The sequence below is a fragment of the Devosia oryziradicis genome, from assembly GCF_016698645.1.
GTDB lineage: Bacteria > Pseudomonadota > Alphaproteobacteria > Rhizobiales > Devosiaceae > Devosia > Devosia oryziradicis.
Genome location: NZ_CP068047.1, coordinates 540799 through 561242, shown reverse-complemented (window position 1 = coordinate 561242; position 20444 = coordinate 540799). Strand labels below are relative to the sequence as shown.

Annotated in this window: 22 protein-coding genes and 1 pseudogene; 9 read left to right on the top strand and 14 right to left on the bottom strand. The window is 64.4% G+C overall.

Annotated elements, in window-relative coordinates; all coding sequences use genetic code 11:
* Positions 1 to 6: 6 nt before the first annotated feature.
* Positions 7 to 621 (top strand): 2,3-bisphosphoglycerate-dependent phosphoglycerate mutase, encoded by a 615-nt coding sequence (locus JI749_RS02765; protein WP_201658636.1) that lies wholly within the window; start codon positions 7 to 9, stop codon positions 619 to 621.
* 175 nt (positions 622 to 796) lie between these two features.
* Here the strand turns inward: JI749_RS02765 and JI749_RS02760 are convergent, their stop codons facing one another.
* The gene (locus JI749_RS02760; RefSeq protein ID WP_201658634.1) at positions 797 to 1666 is read right to left on the bottom strand and encodes a bifunctional helix-turn-helix domain-containing protein/methylated-DNA--[protein]-cysteine S-methyltransferase; all 870 of its coding nucleotides are present in this window, start codon (positions 1664 to 1666) and stop codon (positions 797 to 799) included.
* Positions 1667 to 1739: 73 nt separating this feature from the next.
* Positions 1740 to 2225, bottom strand: a complete 486-nt coding sequence (locus JI749_RS02755; RefSeq protein ID WP_201658630.1) for a DUF2244 domain-containing protein — start codon at positions 2223 to 2225, stop codon at positions 1740 to 1742.
* A gap of 48 nt (positions 2226 to 2273) precedes the next feature.
* Here JI749_RS02755 and nth point away from each other — a divergent pair, with 48 nt between their 5' ends.
* Positions 2274 to 2948: an endonuclease III gene (gene nth / locus JI749_RS02750; protein WP_201658627.1), complete on the top strand. Its 675-nt coding sequence runs from the start codon at positions 2274 to 2276 to the stop codon at positions 2946 to 2948.
* Here the strand turns inward: nth and JI749_RS02745 are convergent.
* Positions 2945 to 3400: a DUF2214 family protein gene (locus JI749_RS02745; protein ID WP_201658624.1), complete on the bottom strand. Its 456-nt coding sequence runs from the start codon at positions 3398 to 3400 to the stop codon at positions 2945 to 2947. The genes nth and JI749_RS02745 overlap by 4 nt on opposite strands.
* Before the next feature lie 60 nt (positions 3401 to 3460).
* Here JI749_RS02745 and JI749_RS02740 point away from each other — a divergent pair, with 60 nt between their 5' ends.
* The 4 genes from JI749_RS02740 to JI749_RS02725 all read left to right on the top strand — a co-directional run bounded on the left by JI749_RS02740 (position 3461) and on the right by JI749_RS02725 (position 7261).
* Positions 3461 to 4024, top strand: a complete 564-nt coding sequence (locus JI749_RS02740) for a TetR/AcrR family transcriptional regulator (RefSeq protein ID WP_201658621.1) — start codon at positions 3461 to 3463, stop codon at positions 4022 to 4024.
* Positions 4025 to 4088: 64 nt separating this feature from the next.
* Positions 4089 to 5093 carry an adenosine kinase gene (locus JI749_RS02735; protein WP_201658617.1) on the top strand — a complete coding sequence of 335 codons (1005 nt, stop codon included), beginning with the start codon at positions 4089 to 4091 and terminating at the stop codon, positions 5091 to 5093.
* Positions 5094 to 5174: 81 nt separating this feature from the next.
* A complete protein-coding gene (locus tag JI749_RS02730) occupies positions 5175 to 6515 on the top strand; it encodes a minor capsid protein (protein ID WP_201658614.1) in 1341 nt (446 codons plus the stop codon).
* Entirely contained in the window at positions 6512 to 7261 is a 750-nt protein-coding gene (locus tag JI749_RS02725; protein WP_201658611.1) for a hypothetical protein, read from the top strand. The genes JI749_RS02730 and JI749_RS02725 overlap by 4 nt, the downstream gene beginning before the upstream one ends.
* Here the strand turns inward: JI749_RS02725 and JI749_RS02720 are convergent.
* The 4 genes and pseudogenes from JI749_RS02720 to JI749_RS02705 form a co-directional block, all read right to left on the bottom strand.
* Positions 7258 to 8031 (bottom strand): hydroxypyruvate isomerase family protein, encoded by a 774-nt coding sequence (locus JI749_RS02720; protein ID WP_201658608.1) that lies wholly within the window; start codon positions 8029 to 8031, stop codon positions 7258 to 7260. The genes JI749_RS02725 and JI749_RS02720 overlap by 4 nt on opposite strands.
* Positions 8028 to 8726 (bottom strand): orotidine-5'-phosphate decarboxylase, encoded by a 699-nt coding sequence (pyrF, locus tag JI749_RS02715; protein ID WP_201658605.1) that lies wholly within the window; start codon positions 8724 to 8726, stop codon positions 8028 to 8030. The genes JI749_RS02720 and pyrF overlap by 4 nt, the downstream gene beginning before the upstream one ends.
* A gap of 194 nt (positions 8727 to 8920) precedes the next feature.
* Positions 8921 to 9525, bottom strand: a pseudogene (locus tag JI749_RS02710) (histidine phosphatase family protein).
* Between the two features lie 6 nt (positions 9526 to 9531).
* Positions 9532 to 10077 carry an NADPH-dependent FMN reductase gene (locus tag JI749_RS02705; protein ID WP_201658602.1) on the bottom strand — a complete coding sequence of 182 codons (546 nt, stop codon included), beginning with the start codon at positions 10075 to 10077 and terminating at the stop codon, positions 9532 to 9534.
* A gap of 124 nt (positions 10078 to 10201) precedes the next feature.
* Here JI749_RS02705 and JI749_RS02700 point away from each other — a divergent pair, with 124 nt between their 5' ends.
* The gene (locus JI749_RS02700; RefSeq protein WP_201658599.1) at positions 10202 to 10411 is read left to right on the top strand and encodes a hypothetical protein; all 210 of its coding nucleotides are present in this window, start codon (positions 10202 to 10204) and stop codon (positions 10409 to 10411) included.
* A 41-nt stretch (positions 10412 to 10452) separates the two neighbouring features.
* Here the strand turns inward: JI749_RS02700 and dnaJ are convergent, their stop codons facing one another.
* From dnaJ to JI749_RS02675, 5 genes are all read right to left on the bottom strand, one after another.
* Complete coding sequence (gene dnaJ / locus JI749_RS02695; protein WP_233280843.1) at positions 10453 to 11586, bottom strand: molecular chaperone DnaJ; 1134 nt, start codon at positions 11584 to 11586, stop codon at positions 10453 to 10455.
* Between the two features lie 184 nt (positions 11587 to 11770).
* Positions 11771 to 12832, bottom strand: a complete 1062-nt coding sequence (locus tag JI749_RS02690) for an alpha/beta hydrolase (RefSeq protein WP_201658593.1) — start codon at positions 12830 to 12832, stop codon at positions 11771 to 11773.
* 157 nt (positions 12833 to 12989) lie between these two features.
* On the bottom strand, positions 12990 to 14903 hold the full coding sequence (dnaK, locus tag JI749_RS02685) for a molecular chaperone DnaK (protein WP_201658590.1): 1914 nt from the start codon (positions 14901 to 14903) through the stop codon (positions 12990 to 12992).
* 221 nt (positions 14904 to 15124) lie between these two features.
* On the bottom strand, positions 15125 to 15457 hold the full coding sequence (locus JI749_RS02680; protein WP_201658570.1) for a hypothetical protein: 333 nt from the start codon (positions 15455 to 15457) through the stop codon (positions 15125 to 15127).
* An 89-nt stretch (positions 15458 to 15546) separates the two neighbouring features.
* Positions 15547 to 15876, bottom strand: coding sequence for a hypothetical protein (locus JI749_RS02675; RefSeq protein ID WP_201658567.1), 330 nt, complete (start codon positions 15874 to 15876; stop codon positions 15547 to 15549).
* A 136-nt stretch (positions 15877 to 16012) separates the two neighbouring features.
* Between JI749_RS02675 and pabB the strand changes: the two genes are divergently transcribed.
* The gene (pabB, locus tag JI749_RS02670) at positions 16013 to 17803 is read left to right on the top strand and encodes an aminodeoxychorismate synthase component I (RefSeq protein WP_201658564.1); all 1791 of its coding nucleotides are present in this window, start codon (positions 16013 to 16015) and stop codon (positions 17801 to 17803) included.
* Positions 17800 to 18435: a bifunctional nicotinamidase/pyrazinamidase gene (gene pncA, locus JI749_RS02665; RefSeq protein ID WP_233280842.1), complete on the top strand. Its 636-nt coding sequence runs from the start codon at positions 17800 to 17802 to the stop codon at positions 18433 to 18435. Before pabB ends, pncA begins: the two co-directional genes overlap by 4 nt.
* A gap of 254 nt (positions 18436 to 18689) precedes the next feature.
* Here the strand turns inward: pncA and grpE are convergent, their stop codons facing one another.
* Together grpE and hrcA are read right to left on the bottom strand one after the other, a co-directional pair.
* A complete protein-coding gene (grpE, locus tag JI749_RS02660) occupies positions 18690 to 19268 on the bottom strand; it encodes a nucleotide exchange factor GrpE (protein WP_211200659.1) in 579 nt (192 codons plus the stop codon).
* A 98-nt stretch (positions 19269 to 19366) separates the two neighbouring features.
* The gene (gene hrcA, locus JI749_RS02655) at positions 19367 to 20440 is read right to left on the bottom strand and encodes a heat-inducible transcriptional repressor HrcA (RefSeq protein ID WP_201658554.1); all 1074 of its coding nucleotides are present in this window, start codon (positions 20438 to 20440) and stop codon (positions 19367 to 19369) included.
* Positions 20441 to 20444: the final 4 nt, after the last annotated feature.

The following is a 20444-nucleotide window of genomic DNA, read 5'->3' as shown; positions in this document are numbered from 1 at the left end:
AAGCAAATGACCGGTACCCTGATCCTCGTGCGCCATGGCGAAAGCGAGTGGAACCTCCAGAACCTTTTCACCGGCTGGCGCAATCCCAACCTGACTGAAAAGGGCATCGGCGAAGCCCGCGCCACCGGCAAGGCGCTCAAGGCCAAGGGCATCGTTCCCGATCTCTTCTACACCTCCGCGCTGCGGCGGGCCCAGCACACCCTGGACCTGATGCTCGAGGAGATGGGCATCCTCAACGTCACCATTACCAGGAATACCGCGCTCAACGAGCGCGACTATGGCGATCTCTCCGGCCTCAACAAGGATGATGCCCGCGCCAAGTGGGGCGAGGAACAGGTGCTGATCTGGCGCCGCTCCTATGACGTGCCCCCGCCGGGCGGCGAAAGCCTCAAGGACACCGCGGCCCGCACCCTGCCCTATTACGATGCCGAGATCGTGCCCCAGCTGAAGGCCGGCAAGACCGTGCTGGTCGCCGCCCATGGCAATTCGCTGCGCGCCATGGTCATGGCTATCGAGGGCTTGACCCCCGAACAGATCCTCAAGCGGGAAATCGCCACCGGGCAGCCCACGGTGTACAAGATCGGGCCGGACGGGAAGCTGGTGGAGCGGGTAGAGATCTAGGGGTCTGATCCACAAAGAGCGCCCCAAACTCGATCGTCACCCTCGGGCCTGACCCGAGGGCGCTGTACTTGCCGGACGCTCATTTAAGTGAAGAGCCCTCGGGTCAAGCCCGAGGGTGACGGCCGGTGGGTGGTGGAGTGTGTGCTCCATCGCGATTCACGTGAAACGGCGCGCGCTAATGCGCCCCGGAGATGACCCCGGCTTCCCAGCCCAGTATGGCGCGCTTGCGCGGCACGCCCCAGTGATAGCCGGTCAGCGCCCCTGACGTGCCGACCACGCGGTGGCAGGGCACGACGAAGCTGATCGGGTTCTTGCCCACGGCGGCGCCAACGGCCCGTGCGGCGGTGGGCCGGCCGATATGGTTGGCGACGCTTTGATACGTCGTTGCCCTGCCGCAGGGTATCTTGAGCAGCGTCTCCCACACCTTGACCTCGAAATCGGTGCCGATCAGCACGATGCGCACCGGATGATCCGGCGACCAGCGTGCCGGATCGAACGCCAGGGCGATCATCGGCGCCACCTTGGCATCGTCGCGGGTAAAGCGGGCATTGGGCCAGCGATTGGCCAGGTCCTCGAAGGCCTGCTGGATGCTGGTATCGGCGTCGGCGAAGCCCAGCCCCGACATGCCATAGTCGGTGGCCGTGGCAACCGCCATGCCGAAGGGTGATGGCGCCGCGCCCCACACCATGTCCATCCCCTCCCCGCCGGCGCGGAAAATGCCGGGCGGCATGGCTTCATAGGCAACGAACAGGTCGTGCAGTCGCGAGGTCGAGCTCAGGCCCACTTGGTAGGTGGTGTCGAGCACGCTCTGGTTGGCGCGCAGCAGGCTCTTGGCATGATCGAGCGCCACCGCCTGCGAAAAGCTCTTGGGCGACAGGCCGCACCAGCGGCGGAAGAGGTCCGTCAGCTGCCGCTCGGAGAGGCCGAGCGTCGCGGCAAAGCGCGGAAGGTCGGCGACATCGGGGCCGTTCTCGCTGAGATAGCGGATGGCGGCGCGAATGGTGTCGTAATCCGACGCGGGGGTCATGTGTGTGATCTGGTTCATGCTGGCACCCGTTGGCTATATCGGGTGTCTATCTAGGCATCGCGGCTAGGCGACGCGACCCGTTTTTGACCGCTCAGCTCGCCTGCCGAGCCCGGCGCAGCGCGGTGCCGAAGGCCTTGGCGAGGCTCGACCGGTCTTCCGGCTTGAGGAAGGCCCCCAACTCGAACTCGTCCTTGCCCGAGCGCAGGCGCATCCGCACGGCCTTCTCATTGTCGTCGCGGTCGAGCACCAGCCGCACCGTCTTGGGATCGAAGCGGCGCAGCAGCCGCGCCCCCTGCGCATCGATGGTGACGACTTCGAGCTGGTCGGCCCATAGCGTCACCTGCTGGGCGACCCGGCGCTGCCGCGAGGCGCGCACCGAAAGCGCCGTCAGGCTGGCGCCGCCAATGGCAAAGGCCGCCGCTGCGGGCACCAGCACTTCGGCGACCAGGATGGCGAGCGGTGCGGTGGCGATCCCGGCCAGGGCGAACGCGACCCAGCCGCCCATCAGGCGCGGCGAGCGGTCCGGCTTGAGCGCCGCTGCGAAAAGCGGCGTGGTGGTTGTGGCTTGCATTGGCATGGCGAACTCTTCGACACTGACTATAGGCGCAGAATCAGGGGCGAGAGAATGGCCGCTACGAAAAAAGTGAAGAGCCTGCCCAAGGCCGATGTCGAGGCTATCTTTGCGCGATTCAGTGAAATCGAACCGGAGCCCAAGGGGGAGCTCGACTACGTCAACGCCTTTACCCTGCTGGTTGCAGTGGTGCTGTCGGCCCAGGCAACCGACGTCGGGGTGAACAAGGCCACCAAGCGGCTGTTCGAACTGGCGCCCACGCCATCAGCCATGGTGGCGCTTGGGGTCGACCAGATCACCGAATTGGTCAAGACCATCGGCCTTTACCGCGGCAAGGCCAAGAATGTGTTTGCCCTTAGTCAGCTGCTGATCGAACGGCATGGCGGCGAAGTGCCGGCTGACCGCGAGGCGCTCGAGGCGCTGCCCGGGGTCGGTCGCAAGACCGCTAATGTGGTGCTCAACATCTTCTTCAAGCAGCCCACCATTGCGGTGGACACCCACCTGTTCCGCGTCAGCAACCGCACGGGCTTGGCGCCCGCTGCCACCCCGCTTGCCGTGGAGTTGCAACTGCTCAAGGTCATCCCGCCGCAATACCTGCTGCATGCCCATCACTGGCTGATCCTGCACGGCCGCTACGTCTGCAAGGCGCGCAAGCCCGAATGCTGGCGCTGCGCCATCCGCGAATGGTGCCGCTTCGAGCCCAAGACGCCGGCGCCGAAGGGCGCCTAGGCGACGCCGTAGCCCCGCGCCATGGCGGCGGCAAAGATCGGAATAAGCACTGCCACGCCCACCTGCAGGTGGATATAGCGCCGGCTGGCGGCGATCTCGGCGGGCGGAATGGCATAGCTGGCATCGCCCTGGCTCGCCTTGAGCCAGCGGCGGATAGCCAGTGTCGGCTGGATGGTAAGGAGGCCCATCACCAAGAACGCCACCATCTTGGCCCAGAAGGCATAGTTGGCGACGTAATATTCCCAGCCACTGGAACCGAAAATGACGCGCAACACGCCCACCACAATCACTAGCGCGGCCACTGCGCCGTAGGCGGCGTCGATGCGCGCCAGCTGGCCGATACCAGCACCGTTGAGGCCCGGCCGCAGCAGGGCGAATTCGGCGGCGAGAATAGCCACGAGCAGGAACACCACCAGGTGATGGCTGATTGCGAGAAGCAGATCGATATCCATTTGCGGGGCCTCGGCGGGTTATGTTATCGCTGCTTACATATATCCGCGACGAAGTAATCAATGTCAACATCCCGCCAGAATGCCCCCTATCACCATGGCGACCTGCGCAACGCCTTGCTCGAAGCGGCGCTGATCATCCTGGAGCGCGACGGCGAGGCAGGACTCGGCCTGCGTGACCTGGCGCGGGCGGTGGGCGTGTCGCCGGCGGCACCCTACCGGCATTTCGACGGCCGGGCGGCCCTGCTCGAGGCGCTGGCCGTCACCGGCTTCCAGCGCTTCACCCGCGCCATGGACGACGTTGCGGCAACCGAACCCGCCGACCTGCTCGCCGCCATGGGCAAGACCTATGTGCTCTTTGCCCTCCACAATGCCGCTTTGTTTCGCCTGATGTTCTCGCCCCAACTGCGCCGGGATAACCGGCCGGGCCTGCGCATGGCGGCCGATGCCGCCTTTGCCACCCTGCGTCGCATCAGTGGTGGCGACACGCGGGCCGGCCGGGTGGCAGCACTGGCTGCCTGGGCGCGGGTGCATGGTCTGGCCGTTCTGCTGCTCGACGGCCAGATCGCCATCGAGGCAGGCGAGGAGATCGAAGCGCTGATCAGCGCCATCATCGACCGGCACTGAGGTTGCCGAGCCAGCCGTCATCCTCTAAACCGGCTGACGGCTTTTCCTTGCGCCGGAACCTCCGATGACCCAGACCCGCTTCGACGTCCTCACCATCGGCAATGCGATCGTCGACATCATCGCACCGGTCGAGCCCGGCTTCCTCGAGCGGGAGGGCATGAAAGAGGGCATAATGCACCTGATCGACACCGATCGGGCCGAAGACCTCTATGGCAAGATGCCGCTGACCCGGCAGCAGATTTCGGGCGGCAGCGCCGCCAATACCGCGGCCGGTGTCGCGTCGCTGGGCGGCCGAGCCGCCTTTGTCGGCAAGGTGGCGGACGATCCGCTCGGTGATGTTTTCGAGGCAGACCTCGACGCCATCGGCGTCCACTACAGCACCAGCCGCCTTAAGAACGGCGCCCTGACCGCCCGCTCGATGATCTTCCTCAGCGAGGATGGCGAGCGCACCATGAATACCTATCTGGGTGCCTGCCATCAGCTGACCGAGCAGGACATCAAGCCCGACGAGATCGGCGGCGCCGCCATCACCTATATGGAGGGCTTTCTGTGGGATCCGGTGGAGGCCAAGAAGGCTTTCGTCCTGGCCGCCCACTATGCCCACAAGAACGAGCGCGCCGCCGCCTTCACGCTCAGCGATCCCTTCTGCGTCGACCGCTATCGCGCCGAATTCCTCGACCTGATCCGCAGCAAGACCATCGACTACGTCTTTGCCAATGTGCACGAGCTCAAGTCGCTCTATCAGACCGACGACCTGGGCGTGGCCGTGCGCGAGATCGCCAAGGATGCCGAACTGGCCGCCATCACCATGGGCGCCGATGGCGCCATGGCGGTCCACAATGGCGAAGTGACCTCGGTCCCCGCCTTCCACATCGACAAGGTGGTCGATGCCACCGGCGCCGGCGACCTCTTCGCCTCGGGCTTCCTGCTCGGCATGGCCCGCGGCCAGACCCTGGAATCGGCGCTCAAGACCGGGTGTCTCGCCGCATCCGAAGTGATCAGCCACATCGGCGCCCGGCCACAGCTGGACCTGCAGGATCTGAGCAAGCAGCACGGGCTGGCGGGCTAGCTGCCACCGTCGGACAGGTCCCACTTATCCCCATCGCATCACACTATGAGACCTTTCCCCGGACGAAATCCGGGGCAAGGCATGGGCCGTTCTGAACATAAGCAGCAATTGATCACCCTGGCTCGTCGTCGGGCCTTCGAAACCTATCTTCGCTTCGGTCATATGCCGCGTGAGGACGAGCCTCCGACCGAGCGCAAGGCCATCAATCCGGCGATCCCTCTTCCCATCGCCCTGCCGCGCCGCGCCACCAGGTTCTATGTATGGCGCTCCAATGGGGACAACCGCGTTCGCCAAAGCCATGCCGCCCGACATGGCGAGGTCTTCGCGTGGGACACGCCACCATCCGGCGGCCATCCCGGCACCGAACCCAATTGCCGCTGCTGGCCGGATCCGTATTACGGCGACCCAACCGTGCCGGACGCCCTGGAACCGCTGGCTCACCACCAGCAGGTCAGCACTGATCCTACCACCGATTGGGCCAGCATCGAGACCCTCACTCGGTCGGACGGTAGCATGGCGCAGAGCCTCGTCGTTATGGGTGATGGCACCACGATACGATCACGCTTCCAGACAACGAGCGTTCTGCGGGAAGTGACGCTTGCCGACGGGCAGGTGGTTCGCGTCGATACGGAATCGGGCCTGCAGAGCATCTATCTCGGCGACGACAGCGTGCCACAGTTCCAGTCGCGCTGGACTCCTGACGGACCGGAGGTCGTCCGTGCGCGTCGGCACACGGCGTTTTTGCTGACTGGAGACCCGTTCAATGACACGCCGGTCAGGCGACCGGAGCATATCCTTACCGGACCCGGTGGTGGGGGTGGCGACATCGGCCTCAGAGCGATTGCGTTCGCTCTTGTTTCGATCTTCAGGACGCAGAATGCCTCACCCGCTAGCCAAGGCCTCGGCGAACGCGACGAGCCGGTCCTTGCGGTCAAAAGTTGGACCGCCGACCCACAAGCGCGACCGGCCCCCATCCTGGTAGGCAGTCTTACCGAAGAACAACAGCGCAACGCCTGTCGGTTTCTGCCCGACGTCCAGAAGTGGACGGACGAAGCCGCCGCGCTGCTGGCTGAGCAAAAGCCGATCCTTCCGGCGCGAACGTGGGGATCTTTGGTTCATGGGACAATCAAACGGTCAATAGACGCGCTGAAGGCGTCGATGCCGTTCGTCTACGATAATCTGAGGGCAGAAATTTCTTTCGCGCCTGACGCACCGGGAGAGGTATCCTACGGTCAAAAGGGCAGTACGCGCCTCGATGTCGTCGAGGACCGTCGCAAAGATATGAGCGCTGTCTGCAATTACGACGTGAAAACTGGCCGAAATGGGCTAACTCTCAAGAGGCTGCGTGAAATTGCTGAACGCCTCGCAGGCAACTATCCTGGCGCGGTTATCTACATCATAGAGGTTCGGCCAAGGCTATGACGACTGTCGCGGAAGTCAAGAAATGGACACGGGCAATTCTAGCCGAACACCCGGATCTCGCTCTAAAGCCACGCAAGTTATACCTGCGCCCCGTTCGCCACATCTATCGGTATATCCATTTCTTGGGATCATCGGACCGCACCCATTCCAAACCCACAGCTGGATTCATGATCATGTTTGGCCCACCTACGGGCCGCTTGAGCGACAATTGGAGTCGAGAACTCATTGTTGGGTGGTCCACCGATGTCGACTTTCACGAAAGGTTGGCCATACACATCAGGCAGACCTTGGCCTATCCCTTTCGCCCTCTGGCGGAAATCGAAGATCTCTACTGCCTAATGCAGGAAGGTAGGCTGCACTGGCAGCACGAAGAGTTGCTGCCTCTGTCAAGCGATGCGTTCCTGCACGCCTCTGTCCTCGCCGCCCTAGGGCGTCTCGCCGAGGTTTGTGTCGTCGCGCAGGCCTATATCGACAAGGAAGAAGCGCGATACTTGGCAATCAAGGCAAGCGGCGAAGCGCTGCTGGACACGCCCAGAAAGCGGTCCGAGGGAGTATCGCGTATCCAATTGGCCAATCAATTCCTGAAGCCGATGAACGATATGCGGGAGCTGATTGCGCTCGCCAATGCCGATGACAGGCGTGGCGTCGCCGCTGTTCTCCATCGCTGGGAAGAAACCAATGCGCAACGTCTCGGGATAGAGGACGCCTGGGAACCGACATGCTTCCCGCTTGAGAGGGACCTCTAGCGGGCGTCCAGCCTTGCCCAGGTCTGTTTCAATGCGTCCGTCGTGCTGCCGGTGGGCCTGAACTCCATGCCGACAAATCCGTCGTAGCCCGCTTGTTCAAGCCAATCGAGTTGTGCCTTGAGGTCGAGCCTGCCCGTGCCCGGCTGGTTGCGGCCGGGGTGGTCGGCGATGTGGACGTGGACGATGCGGTCGAGATGGCCGCCCGCCACGGCCTGCGGGTCTTCGTCCATGACCATGGAATGGTAGAGGTCGTAGGTGACGCCGATTTCTGGGCGGTTGACCGCATCGACAACGGCGAACGCTTCCTCCGAGCTGGTGAGGTAATAGCCGGGGTGATCGACCCGGTCATTGAGCGGCTCGAGACCGAGGCGCACGCCTGAGCCCGCCAGGACACCGGCCGAGCGGGCCATGGCGGTGGTCAACGCGTCGTGCTGGCGGCTGCGATCGATGCCGGCGAGCAGCGGGCCGGACTGGCAGATCAGCACCGGCGCACCCAGGCGCATGGCGACGTCGCGGCTTTTCTCGAGCCCGGCGAGGAAGCGGTCGTGATCGGTCTCACGCGTCAGCTCGGCAAAAGGCTCGGCGACGATGCCGGCCAGGGTGACACCGGTCTCGTCCAGCGCCCGTTCGATGGCGTCGAGGTCCTTGTTGGACCAGAGCCAGAATTCCACAGCGTCCAGACCGGCCGCTTTGGCCAGGTGGATACGCTGCGCCGGATCCGCCGTCTCGGGCACGAACAGCATTTCGATGCAGGCGGAAAATCGGGTCATGCGAACCTCGTGCCGGTGTTCATTTCGCTCAGGATCGCCTTCGCTGCCGCAGCAGGGTTGGCGGCCTCGATGATCGGCCGCGCCACCACCAGATGGCTGGCGCCGGCGGCCAGGGCATCGGCGGGGCCCATGACGCGTTTCTGGTCGCCCGTAGCGCTGCCGGCGGGCCGGATGCCCGGGGTCACGATCGCCATATGCGAGCCGATGATGGTACGCACCATCTCCGCCTCATGCGGCGAACTCACCAGCCCGCCAATCCCGGCATCACGCGCCTGTTGCGCGCGCAGGGCGACCAGGCCCGCCGTATCGCGCGCAAAGCCGGCTTCGGCGACGTCGGCATCGTCCATCGAGGTCAATACGGAGACGCCCAGCACGCAAAGATCGGAGCCCGCCGCGCCGCGTACCGCGGCACGCATGCATTGTGGATAGGCATGGACGGTCAGCATGGTGGCGCCGGTCTCGGCAATGGCAGCGACACCCTTTTCGACGGTGTTGTCGATATCGAGCAGCTTGAGGTCGAAGAACACCTTCTTGCCGGCCCTGAGGAGGTCTTTGCCCAGCGCAAAGCCATCGGCGCCGTAGAAGCATTGGTAGCCGATCTTGAAGAAGTCCACCTGTCCATCGAGCAGCGCCACGATCTCTTCGGCGCGAGCGCGTGACGAAACGTCGAGGCCCACGATCAACTGGCCAGCCATGAGTCTTCCTCCGATGTCGATGATTTGGGGTGGGGTAGAGCAAATCGGTAAGGGGTGCAAGCAAAGGGAGCAATCAGACCCACCAGCCGTCACCCTCGGGCTTGACCCGAGGGCACTGTACTTGCGGTCGCGTGGTCAAGTGAAGAGCCCTCGGGTCAAGCCCGAGGGTGACGATCCGTGCTCGTGGGCTCTCCCTATCCAAACCACCCCGGTGCGAAATTTTCCATGGCGGTCCATTCGCAACCCAGTTGCATGGCGCCCAGATCGAAGCTGAAGCAGTTGCCGCCACCCGGGTCGGCAAGTCCGCGCTGGTCCTCGCTGCGGGCGATCGGACGGCGCCGACATGGCATTTGAGCAGCGTACCCACCGCGCCATGGCCGCAAAAGACGGCGGGTATGCCTGGGGGCACACTGGCCAGCGCGGTTGCCACGGTGTCGACGATGCGCCGCTGCGCGTCGGTGGCGCGCTCCCAGCCGTCGATGCTGGTTTCCGGCTCGGCAAAGAAGCGGTCGGCCGTCTGCTCGAACAGCGCGGGCGGCAGGAAGCCGGTGGCGCTGCGATCATTTTCGCCCATCAGGTGATCGCCCAGCACCAGTGCGCCCAGCGGCGCGGCGAGGATTTCGGCCAGCTCCATCGCCTTGGTTTCGCGGCTCGAAAAGATCATGGCGTCGGCCGGAACGACGCCGCGCGCCGCAAAAGCCCGGGCGCGTTCCCGCCCGAGCGGCGACAGGCCCCAGAGCGGCACCGGCACATTGGCATCCATCGTAACCTGCGGGTGGGTGACGTAGAGCGCCCGCATTCCCGCTTACCCGCGCTTGATATTGATCAGGTCTTGCACCAGCGTGTCGACCTTGCGGACAATGGCTGGCTCGACCGGGTTGCCGCTGGCGTCGAAGGCCGCTTCGTCCGGCCCGATACCCAGCAGGCCCGGCGCGACCAGGCCGCCTACCTTGCTCAGGCTGTCACGCAGGTGGCTGAGCGCCCAGATGGTGCCATACTTTCCCGAGCTTACCCCGCCGATGCCGAAGACGGCGTGGCGGAAAGGGCTCGGCTTTTGCCGGCTGAGCCAGGCCAGTGTGTTGACCAGCAGCGGCGTCAGCCCGCCATTATATTCGGGCGTGGCGATGAAGATGATGTCGTGGCTGCGCCAGAGTTCAGCCAGCCTCCCCGCCGCTTCGGGCACATGGTCGGGCTCCAGGTCCTCGTTGAAGATGGGCATCTCGAAATCGCCCAGGTCGATGGCGTTGACCGTGACCCCGGCTGCCTCGAGCTTGCGGCCGACATGGGCCTGCAGCATGCGATTGACGGAACCCTTGCGAATGGAGCCGGACAGGGTAAGGGCGGTGGTCATGGGCGGAACGTCCTGATTTGGTTGGGCCGACTGTGCGACGGCGCTTCGTCCCGCGCAAGTTGCAACCCTGGCGGGTTGATCGCTCCATGCAGGCCGCCTAGCTTGGTCGAAGGGGAGAATGACCATGCCAACCAGACTGATCGTTACCCATCTCAGCCATGACCTGCAGGCCAGGAAGTCCTTCGTGTCCTTCGTCTGGTCGGACGATCCGGGCAAGCGCCTGGGTCTGGAAGTTCCCTACGGCACGGCCCTCGAGCAGGTCGAAGCAGAGGCACGCAAGGCGGTCACGGCCCTCGCGCGTGAACTCGATGGGTGCGAGCTGGCTTTGTCCTGAGGCGCGGCCGAAGGCGACAGGCGGCGAGGCCTGGCACGCTCTCAGGCGTCGAACATCTTCTTGAGTTTGTCGAAGAAGCCGCCCGAGGTGGGGCTGGTTTCCTCGGTTTCGAGCCGGGCGAATTCCTCGAGCAGTTCGCGCTGCCGCCGGCTCAGGGCCTGCGGCGTTTCGATATCGAGCTGCACATAGAGGTCGCCGACATCCTTGCTGCGCAGCACCGGCATGCCCTTGCCCTTGAGGCGCACGCGCTGGCCGGGCTGCGTGCCGGCCGCCACCTTGATCTTGGCCCGGGCATTGTCGAGCGTCGGCACCTCGAATTCGCCGCCCAAAGCGGCCGTCGTCATGGCAATGGGTACGCGGGCGAAGAGGTCGGCGCCATCGCGCTGGAACAGGTCATGCGGCCGGATGGAGATGAAGATATAGAGATCGCCCGGCGGGCCACCGCGCAAGCCGGCTTCGCCCTCATTGGCCAGGCGGATGCGCGTGCCGTCCTCGATGCCCTTGGGGATATCGACTGAAAGCTTGCGGTTTTCCTGGCGGCGACCTTGGCCACCGCAATCGGTGCAGGGCTGGTCCATCATCTGGCCGCGACCCTGGCAGACCGGGCAGGTGCGCTCGATGGTGAAGAAGCCCTGGGCGGCGCGGACCTTGCCATGGCCGTTGCACTGCCGGCAGGTATGGGTGCCGGTGCCCGGCTTGGCACCCGAGCCGTCGCAGGTGGTGCAGCCCACCAGCGTCGGCACGTCGATCTCAACCGTGCGGCCTTCGAAGCTTTCTTCAAGGCTGATCTCGAGATTGTAGCGCAGGTCGCTGCCGCGCAGCTTGGCTGCACCGCCGCCACCACGGCCGCGCCCGCCCATGAAGTCGCCGAAAATGTCGTCGAAGATGTCGGACATGGAGGAGGTGAATTCTGGGCCGAACCCGCCGGCGCCGGGGCGGCCGCCGCCATTCTCGAACGCGGCATGGCCAAACCGGTCATAGGCCGCCCGCTTCTGGCCGTCCTTGAGTGTGTCGTAGGCCTCGTTGATTTCCTTGAACTTGCCTTCCGCCTCGGCATTGCCGGGGTTCCGATCGGGGTGGAACTGCATGGCAAGCTTGCGATAGGCACTCTTGAGTGCCGCTTCGTCGGCGCCTTTCTGTACGCCGAGTACCTCGTAGAAATCCCGTTTGGCCAAAAAACCGTTCTCCATATGGCCGGTCGCGACACGCGCGCCCCACCTGAAACCTAGCCCCTAGATGGCAATCGACCCCACGCCCCGCAAGGGGCCGGGGTCGCGATAGCCGCATTGGAGGCAAAACCCGTTGGCCGCTCCTGTAGCAAGAGCGGCCGTGAGCTTCAATGATGGTGATTCGGCCGTTCTAGCTGCGGCGACCCGGCGCGAAGGCCTTGCCCAGCGCGTCTGCTGCATCGGACTGGGCGAACAGCGCCTTGGTGACGACCAGGCCCAGTCCGAAAAAGCCCTGGGTCACGCCCTCATAGGTCCAGCAATTGACGGGAACGCCAGCCTGGTCGAGCGCCTCGGCCAGGGCCTCGCCTTCCGAGCGCAGCGGGTCGATTCCAGCCAGGATGACGGTTGCCGGCGCCACGCCTGCCAGATCCTCGCGCGTCGCCAGGTCGATGCGCATATCCTGTGCGGCGGCCTCCTCGGCGAATGCGTGGCGGAAGCGCCAGCGCATCGCCGGCAGTCCGATCGGCTGCGCGCGCAGCGTTTCGCCATAGGAAGCCGTTTCCATGTCGTGTCCGGCAACGGGATGGACCAACACCTGGTGTACCGGCCGGATCGCACCTTCGTCGCGGGCCCGCAGGGCGATGTGGGCGGCCAGGTTCGCCCCGGCATCCTCGCCGGCTACAGCCAGTCGCCGCGGATCGCCGGCAAGGTCCCGGACCTTGCCGGTCAGCCAGCGCCAGGCGGCCAAGGCGTCGTCATGCGCCGCCGGGAAGGGATGCTCCGGCGCCAATCGATAGGCAACGGAAACCACGATCGCGCCTGTGCGCCGTGCCAAGGCCCGGGCCGAGGCGTCATGGCTGTCGAGATCGCCGGTTACGAAGCCGCCGCCATGGAAATAGAGCACCATAGGATTGAGCCGGCTGAGGAGGCCGATCGGGCGGTAAATCCGTCCCGGCAGCTCGCCCTCGGCGCCGTCCACGGCGATGTCCTCGACCTCGACTCCATCTTCGGGGCGTTCGCGGCCCTGCCGGCCCAGCACGGCGCTGATGGCTTCGGCCGGCCGCGGCTGGCGTCGTGCCATCTCGGGCGTCAGCAGTTCGAGTGGCCGGGCACCCAGCTCGGCAAGCCGGTCCAGCACATGTTTCATGTCGGCATCGAGCCGGGTCATCGGGTCCCCGGCGATCAGCTCGGCCAACCGGCCGATTGAATCGCTGGATGGACCCTGCTCGGCGGTGGCGCGGGAATCGGTCATGGCTGCCTCGCGGATCGTGAACCACCCTTGGACCGCGAAAAGCGGGAGGCAGTTGGGCGCGAATGAGCCCATTTCGGGGCAGCGATTCACGTGAAACGTCGGCCAAAACAAAAGGGCCCGGCTCGCGCCGGACCCTGATTGAATAGGCCGTAAGGGCTTAGGCAGACTTCTTGTCGTCGTCGTCCTTGACCTCTTCGAAGTCGGCGTCGACCACGTCGTCGTCGCCTTCATCGGCCGTGCCATTGGCCTTGGCTTCGGCTTCGGCCTGCGATGCCTTATACATGGCCTCGCCCAGCTTCATGGAGGCCTGCGCCAAGGCGTCGGTCTTTTCCTTGATGGCTTCGCCATCTTCGCCATCGATCACGCCCTTGAGGTCCGAGATCGCGGTTTCGATGGCCGCCTTGTCCTCGGCCGAAACCTTGTCGCCATATTCCTTGAGCGACTTCTCGGTCGAGTGGATCAGCGATTCCCCCTGGTTCTTGGCTTCGACGGCTTCGCGCTTGCGCTTGTCGGCTTCAGCGTTCTGCTCGGCTTCCTTGACCATCTTCTCGATGTCGGCGTCGCTCAGACCACCCGAGGCCTGGATGCGGATCTGCTGCTCCTTGCCGGTGCCCTTGTCCTTGGCCGAAACCTGCACGATGCCGTTGGCGTCGATGTCGAAGGTCACCTCGATCTGCGGCACGCCGCGCGGGGCGGGCGGAATGCCGGCCAGGTCAAAATTGCCCAGGAGCTTGTTGTTGGCAGCCATTTCGCGCTCGCCCTGGAACACGCGGATGGTCACCGCGCTCTGGTTGTCCTCGGCGGTCGAGAAGGTCTGCGACTTCTTGGTCGGGATGGTCGTGTTGCGGTCGATCAGGCGGGTGAAGACGCCGCCCAGCGTCTCGATGCCCAGCGACAGCGGGGTCACGTCGAGCAGCAGCACGTCCTTGACGTCGCCCTGCAGCACGCCGGCCTGAATGGCCGCGCCCAGCGCCACGACTTCGTCCGGGTTGACGCCCTTGTGCGGCTCCTTGCCGAAGAGCTGCTTGACCACTTCCTGGACCTTGGGCATGCGGCTCATGCCGCCGACCAGCACCACTTCGTCGATCTGGGCGGCCGTCACGCCGGCATCCTTCATCGCCAGCTTGCACGGGTCGATGGTCTTCTGGATCAGGTCATCGACCAGCGATTCCAGCTTGGAGCGGCTGAGCTTGAGTGTCAGGTGCTTGGGGCCCGAGGCGTCGGCGGTGATGAAGGGCAGGTTGATCTCGGTCTGGGTCGAGCTCGAGAGTTCGATCTTGGCCTTTTCGGCAGCTTCCTTGAGGCGCTGCAGAGCCAGCTTGTCGTTGCGCAGGTCGATGCCCTGCTCCTTCTTGAACTCGTCTGCCAAGTAGTCGACCAGGCGCATGTCGAAGTCTTCGCCGCCCAGGAAGGTGTCGCCATTGGTCGACTTCACCTCGAAGACGCCGTCGCCGATTTCCAGGATCGACACGTCGAAGGTACCGCCGCCAAGGTCATAGACCGCGATGGTGCCGCTGTTCTTCTTGTCCAGGCCATAGGCCAGCGCAGCCGCGGTCGGCTCGTTGATGATGCGCAGCACTTCCAGGCCCGCAATCTTGCCGGCATCCTTGGTGGCCTGGCGCTGCGAGTCGTTGAAGTAGGCCGGAACGGTGATGACGGCCTGCGTGACGTTCTCGCCGAGATAGGATTCGGCGGTTTCCTTCATCTTCTGCAGGACCATGGCCGAGACCTGGCTCGGCGAATACTTGTCGCCCGAAGCTTCGACCCAGGCGTCGCCATTGTCCGCCTTGACGATCTTGAAGGGCACAAGGTTCTTGTCCTTGGCCACCACGGCGTCGTCGAAGCGGCGTCCGATCAGGCGCTTGACGGCAAACAGGGTATTTTCGGGATTGGTGACCGCCTGGCGCTTGGCCGGCTGGCCGACGAGACGTTCGCCATCCTTGGAGAAGGCGACCATCGAGGGGGTGGTACGCGCACCCTCAGCGTTTTCGATGACCTTGGGATTGGAGCCGTCCATAACCGCGACGCAGCTATTGGTGGTGCCCAGGTCGATACCGATGACTTTAGCCATTACTCTAGCCTCTCTTTCAGCAAACCCATGATGAAACCCCTCTCGCGAGGCAGTCCCGTGGCCGCTTGGGCCGGGTTCCTTGCAACTGGAATGCGCCCATTGCTGGGCTTGAGGGCTATATAGGGGGGTGGCCCCGGCGCTTCAAGCACTCACGGGGCGGTTTTGAGGCCGATTTGGCACTGCGGGAAGACCGGCGCCGGGCCGGGCTTCCCGGGTTGGGGTCAGTCGGTCAGCGTATAGCTGTCGAGCGAGCAGATATCGACCTCGGGCACTTCGAGCAGGGCGCCTTCGCCGGTCTCGAAGCGGAAGTCGTAGAGGCACTGGTCGGAGCCGTCGCCGATCGTCACGGTGCCTTGGTAACCCGATTCCAGCGTGCCATCGGGGCCTAGCAGGTCCTCGCCCCAGCTGTTTTCATTGCTGGGCGTGGTGTAGAAGTAATGCAGCGACTGCGAGCTGTTGTTGATCAGCGTGAATTCGACGGTCTGCGCGGCAGCAGGCAGGACGCCGGCCAGCAGCGCCAGGGCGACCAGGCCGCCCTTAACGGTGAAGCTCATGAAAATTCTCCCAAACCGGCGACCCATCGTCGCCAGCCGGAAGTTTTCTTACCACGCCGAGACTTAATCAGCGATGACTTTGAGCGCCGTCAGTCGTAGATCGTGTAGCTACCCAGTTCGCAGATATTGATCTCTTCGACGACCGTCTCGCTTCGGTCGCCCATAACGAACTTGAAGTCGTAATAGCATTCGGTCGAGCCGTCGGCGATCGTCACCGTGCCGTTGTAGCCGGCGCTGAGCGTGTGCCCGCCGCGCAGGAGGTCGGGTCCCCAGTTCGATGACACGGAGGGGCTCGCATAGAAATAATGCAGCGAGCGGCTGCTCTCGTTGTAAAGCGTGAAATAGATGTCTTCGGCCAGAGCCGGCGCGGTGCTGCCCAGCAGCACGAGGGCGGCCATGCCGCACTTGATCGAATTCATGATGCGTCCCCAGATGATCGGCCATGCCTCCTCGGCCGACGCGCGAAATCTGACTCCGGGCGCGCCGCGCTCCAACCCCTGTTCATGGGGGCAAAACCCGGTGACGCCAGCCGCGAAAAGCAATAGAAGGCGCGCCATGTTTGCTTCCGGCACAGTGCTGCTGCACGACACGCTCGATCCGGGCGGCGAGAACCTGCTGTTCTCCGCGCCGCGCGAGGTGCTGGTTGCCCATGACGAAGCCGGCGCCCGTGCCGCGCTGGCACGGCTCGATGCCTTGGTGGCTGAGGGCCTGCACGCGGCGGGATTTCTGGCCTATGAACTGGGCTTCGTCTTCGAGGAACGCCTGCGTGATCGCCTGCCCCCGCCCGGCCCGACGCCGCTGCTCTGGCTCGGCCTCTACGAGGCGCCGGAGCGCCTGACGGCCCTCGAGGTCGACCGGCGGCTGGCTGCCATAGCGGACGGCCGCACCGGCAAGGCGATCGACATCGCGCCCCGCGTCGACGCGGCCAGCTATGGTCGCGCCTTCGACACCGTCAAAAAGCTGATCGCTGCTGGCGACACCTACCAAGTCAACCTGACCTTCAAGGCCGGTTTCCGTCTCGAGGGCGACCCGGTGGCGCTCTACCGCGAACTGGTGCGCAAGCAACCCGTCGCCTATGGCGCGCTCATCAATACCGGCACCCAATGGATCCTCTCGCGCTCGCCCGAACTGTTCGTGTCGAGCCGGGACGACATGCTGACCGCCCGGCCGATGAAGGGCACGCTCAAGCGTGGCCGCACCCAGACGGAGGACGACGCTGGCCGCGCCGCCCTGGCGGCCGACGAAAAGAACCGCGCCGAAAACCTGATGATTGTTGACCTCTTGCGCAACGATCTCGGCCGCATTGCGGAGATCGGCTCGGTCAAGGTCACCGACCTCTTCACCGTCGAAACCTATTCGACCCTCCACACCATGACCTCCGGCATCGTGGCCCGCCGGAGGCCTGGCGTCGGCACTACCAAGCTGCTGGAAAACCTCTTCCCTTGTGGCTCGATCACCGGCGCGCCCAAGCTGCGTGCCATGGAAATCATTCACCAGGTCGAAGCCGGGCCGCGCGGCCTCTATACCGGTTCGATCGGCCATTTCGCGCCCAACGGCGACCTGACCCTCAATGTCGCCATCCGAACCGCGGTGATCGGCGCCGACGGCACCGGTGAAATCGGCATTGGCGGCGGCATCGTGGCCGACAGCGTGGCCGAGGACGAATATCGTGAGGCTCTGCTCAAGATGGCGTTTTTCACCGATCCGGCCCGGCCGGTCACCCTGATCGAAACCATGCTCTGGGAGCGGACCGAAGGGTTCGCCCTGCTTGAGCGGCATCTGGATCGCCTGGCAGCTTCAGCTGGCTATTTTGGCCTGCCCTTCGATCGGGCCGCCATCGTGACCCAGCTCCACACCCAGTCCTTCCCTGCTGAGCGCATGCGCGTGCGGCTGACGCTCGACGCATCGGGGCCGGCGGTGGCGGCGGTGGAGCTGCCGCCCAATCCCGCGGTGTTCCGCTTCGCCATCGCGCCGGAGCGGCTCGATTCGCAGAGCCTGTGGCTGATGCACAAGACGACCAATCGGGCCTTCTACGACGAGCCGCGGATTTCCGCCCACGCGGCCCATGGCGTTGACGAGGTGGTCTTTATCAACGAGCGCTCTGAGCTGACCGAAGGGTCGATCACCAATCTCTTCATCGAGCGTGGCGGTATACTGCTCACCCCGCCTTTATCCTCGGGCCTGCTGCCCGGCACCCTGCGCGCCGAGCTGATTGCATCAGGCAAGGCTGTCGAGCAGGTTTTGCGGCTGGACGATCTCGCAACCGCCGAGGCAATCTGGCTGGGCAATTCCGTACGCGGCCTCATGCGCGCCCAATGGATACACATTCCAGGAGAACCAGCATGACGATCGAGATCAAACCCACCGACGTGCTGGTCATCGTGGACGTGCAATACGATTTCCTGCCCGGTGGCAGCCTTGCGGTAGCGGGCGGTGATGAAATCGTGCCGCTGATCAACACGTTGGCGCGCAAGTTCACCAATGTGGTCTTCACCCAGGACTGGCATCCCGCCGATCACATCTCCTTTGCCAGCCAGCACTACGGCAAGGAGCCATTCGAGACGGTGGAACTGCCCTATGGCACGCAGGTGCTGTGGCCGGACCACTGCGTGTGGAATACACGCGGCGCAGAACTTTCGCACGATCTCGACGTGCCGCACGGCCAGCTGATCATTCGCAAGGGCTACAACCGGCTGATCGACAGCTACTCCGGCTTCCAGGAAGCCGATCGGCAGACGCTGACCGGGCTCGCCGGCTATCTCAACGAACGCGATGTCGACCGGCTCTACATCGTCGGTCTCGCCACCGATTTCTGCGTCGGCTGGACGGCCATCGATGCGGCGGCGGGTGGCTTCGACGTGACAGTGATCGAGGACGCGACACGGGCGATCGACAATGCGGGCAGCCTCGCCAAGGCATGGGCCGATATGGCCGAGGCCGGGGTCGAGCGGGTAATGAGTAAGGATATTTTGGGCTGACCTGCAAGGGACGTGCAGTCGGTTACCCCCCCAACCACCGCGTCACCCTCGGGCTTGACCCGAGGGGTCTTCACTTGCCGGGCGCTGGTTAAGTGCAATGCCCTCGGGTCAAGCCCGAGGGTGACGATCCAGTTTGGGGATCCACCGACGACCCAAAACAAAAATCCCCGCTCGCGCGGGGATTCACGTGAAACTTCGAGCCGTGTCGTAGGTAAAATCGCTCCGGTGGAGCGATTTTAGGCGAGGCGGAAGCCCTAGGCGCTCTTGTCCACCGCTTCATCGGCCGGAGCATGGCTCGGGCCGCCCTTGGCGACGCCGACCATGGCGGGACGCAGCACTCGGTCGCCGATGGCAAAGCCGGCCTGCACCACCTGCACCACAGTGCCTTCCGGCTTGCTGGGATCGGGCACTTCGAACATGGCCTGGTGCTTGTGCGGGTCGAACTTCTGGCCCTCGGCTTCGATGGGCTTGACGCCATGCTTGGCCAGAAGCCGCTGCATTTCGCGCTCGGTCATCTCGATGCCTTCGATCAGGCTCTTGGTGGTGGCGTCGCCATTCTCGCGTGCTTCGGCCGGCAGCACCATGAGCGCGCGGCTCAGCGCATCGGTGGCCGAGAGCATGTCGCGGGCAAAGCCGGCAATGGCATAGCTGCGCGTGTCGTTTACATCGCGCTCGGTACGCTTCCTGAGGTTTTCCATCTCAGCAATGGTCCGCAGCAGCCGATCCTTGAGCTCGCTGTTTTCCGCACGGAGTGCCTCTACCGGGTCGACGGCATTCTCGACCGGGGTTTCGACTTCAGGCGTCTCGCCTGAGGCGGCGTTCTCGTCGCTCATCATTGTTCTGTTCCGCAAGTTTCGATTTTGTCCCGCATATCGGCCAAACGGGGTGGGTTTTCAAGTGTTCCTTGAGCAGTCCCTCCCGCCCGACATGCCTAGCGCTTCCGTGCCATCATCGCGCTGATCACGTTCGCGGTATAATCGACGACGGGCACGATGCGGGCATAGTTGAGGCGCGTAGGCCCGATCACGCCCAATACGCCCACCACCTTGTCATTGGCATCCTTGTAGGGCGAGAGGATGACCGAGGAGCCCGAGAGCGAGAAGAGCTTGTTTTCCGAGCCGATGAAGATGCGCACGCCCTGCGCCTTCTCGGCGTCGCCGAGCAATTCGAGCAGCCCGTCCTTGCTTTCGAGCTCGTCGAACAGCTGCCGCATGCGCAGCAACTCGTCGCTGGCCATGGCGTCGTTGATGAGGTTGGCGCGTCCGCGCACGATGACGGTCGGCTGGCTGGTGGGCGACGATTGCGTCAGGGTCGCGATGCCGGCATCGACCAGCTTCTGCGTCAGTTCGTCGAGCTCCGCCCGCTGCTCGGCCCGCAATTCGGCAAGCGCCTTGCGCGCCTCGGGGATGGTGCGGCCCACCACATGGTGAGCGAGGTAATTGCCGGCCTGGGTCAATGCCGACGCGGTCAGGCCCGGCGGAATATCCATGATGCGGTTTTCCACCTGCCCGTCCTGCCCCACCAGGATGGCCATGGCGCGTGTCGCATCGAGCCGCACGAATTCGATATGGCGCAGCACGATGTCCGACTTGGTGGCAATCACGACGCCGGCGCCCTGGCTGAGACCACTCAGCAACTGGCTGGCTTCGGTGAGCACATCCTCGACCTGGCCACGATGCTGGCCCTCGATCTGCTTGGCGATCTGGCTGCGCTCGCGCTCGTCGACGGCGCCCACTTCGAGCATGGCATCAACGAAAAAGCGCAGACCCTCCTGCGTCGGCGCTCGCCCTGCCGAGGTATGCGGCGCTGCAATCAGTCCGAGATCTTCGAGGTCGGCCATCACATTGCGCACCGAGGCGGGCGACAGGCCCACCTGCAGCATGCGCGACAGGTCGCGCGAGCCGACGGGGGAACCGGTATCGAGATAGCGCTCGACGATCTTGCGGAAAATGTCCTGGCTGCGGGCGTTGAGCACGCTGAGGAAGTCTTCGGGTGGTCTGACCATTCGT

Excerpts from the sequence above, each read along its gene's own strand:
- JI749_RS02765 (WP_201658636.1), top strand. The coding sequence starts at position 7 with ATGACCGGTACCCTGATCCTCGTGCGCCATGGCGAAAGCGAGTGGAAC.
- JI749_RS02760 (WP_201658634.1), bottom strand. The coding sequence starts at position 1,666 with ATGAACCAGATCACACACATGACCCCCGCGTCGGATTACGACACCATT.
- JI749_RS02755 (WP_201658630.1), bottom strand. The coding sequence starts at position 2,225 with ATGCCAATGCAAGCCACAACCACCACGCCGCTTTTCGCAGCGGCGCTC.
- nth (WP_201658627.1), top strand. The coding sequence starts at position 2,274 with ATGGCCGCTACGAAAAAAGTGAAGAGCCTGCCCAAGGCCGATGTCGAG.
- JI749_RS02745 (WP_201658624.1), bottom strand. The coding sequence starts at position 3,400 with ATGGATATCGATCTGCTTCTCGCAATCAGCCATCACCTGGTGGTGTTC.
- JI749_RS02740 (WP_201658621.1), top strand. The coding sequence starts at position 3,461 with ATGTCAACATCCCGCCAGAATGCCCCCTATCACCATGGCGACCTGCGC.
- JI749_RS02735 (WP_201658617.1), top strand. The coding sequence starts at position 4,089 with ATGACCCAGACCCGCTTCGACGTCCTCACCATCGGCAATGCGATCGTC.
- JI749_RS02730 (WP_201658614.1), top strand. The coding sequence starts at position 5,175 with ATGGGCCGTTCTGAACATAAGCAGCAATTGATCACCCTGGCTCGTCGT.
- JI749_RS02725 (WP_201658611.1), top strand. The coding sequence starts at position 6,512 with ATGACGACTGTCGCGGAAGTCAAGAAATGGACACGGGCAATTCTAGCC.
- JI749_RS02720 (WP_201658608.1), bottom strand. The coding sequence starts at position 8,031 with ATGACCCGATTTTCCGCCTGCATCGAAATGCTGTTCGTGCCCGAGACG.
- pyrF (WP_201658605.1), bottom strand. The coding sequence starts at position 8,726 with ATGGCTGGCCAGTTGATCGTGGGCCTCGACGTTTCGTCACGCGCTCGC.
- JI749_RS02705 (WP_201658602.1), bottom strand. The coding sequence starts at position 10,077 with ATGACCACCGCCCTTACCCTGTCCGGCTCCATTCGCAAGGGTTCCGTC.
- JI749_RS02700 (WP_201658599.1), top strand. The coding sequence starts at position 10,202 with ATGCCAACCAGACTGATCGTTACCCATCTCAGCCATGACCTGCAGGCC.
- JI749_RS02690 (WP_201658593.1), bottom strand. The coding sequence starts at position 12,832 with ATGACCGATTCCCGCGCCACCGCCGAGCAGGGTCCATCCAGCGATTCA.
- dnaK (WP_201658590.1), bottom strand. The coding sequence starts at position 14,903 with ATGGCTAAAGTCATCGGTATCGACCTGGGCACCACCAATAGCTGCGTC.
- JI749_RS02680 (WP_201658570.1), bottom strand. The coding sequence starts at position 15,457 with ATGAGCTTCACCGTTAAGGGCGGCCTGGTCGCCCTGGCGCTGCTGGCC.
- JI749_RS02675 (WP_201658567.1), bottom strand. The coding sequence starts at position 15,876 with ATGAATTCGATCAAGTGCGGCATGGCCGCCCTCGTGCTGCTGGGCAGC.
- pabB (WP_201658564.1), top strand. The coding sequence starts at position 16,013 with ATGTTTGCTTCCGGCACAGTGCTGCTGCACGACACGCTCGATCCGGGC.
- pncA (WP_233280842.1), top strand. The coding sequence starts at position 17,800 with ATGACGATCGAGATCAAACCCACCGACGTGCTGGTCATCGTGGACGTG.
- grpE (WP_211200659.1), bottom strand. The coding sequence starts at position 19,268 with ATGAGCGACGAGAACGCCGCCTCAGGCGAGACGCCTGAAGTCGAAACC.
- hrcA (WP_201658554.1), bottom strand. The coding sequence starts at position 20,440 with ATGGTCAGACCACCCGAAGACTTCCTCAGCGTGCTCAACGCCCGCAGC.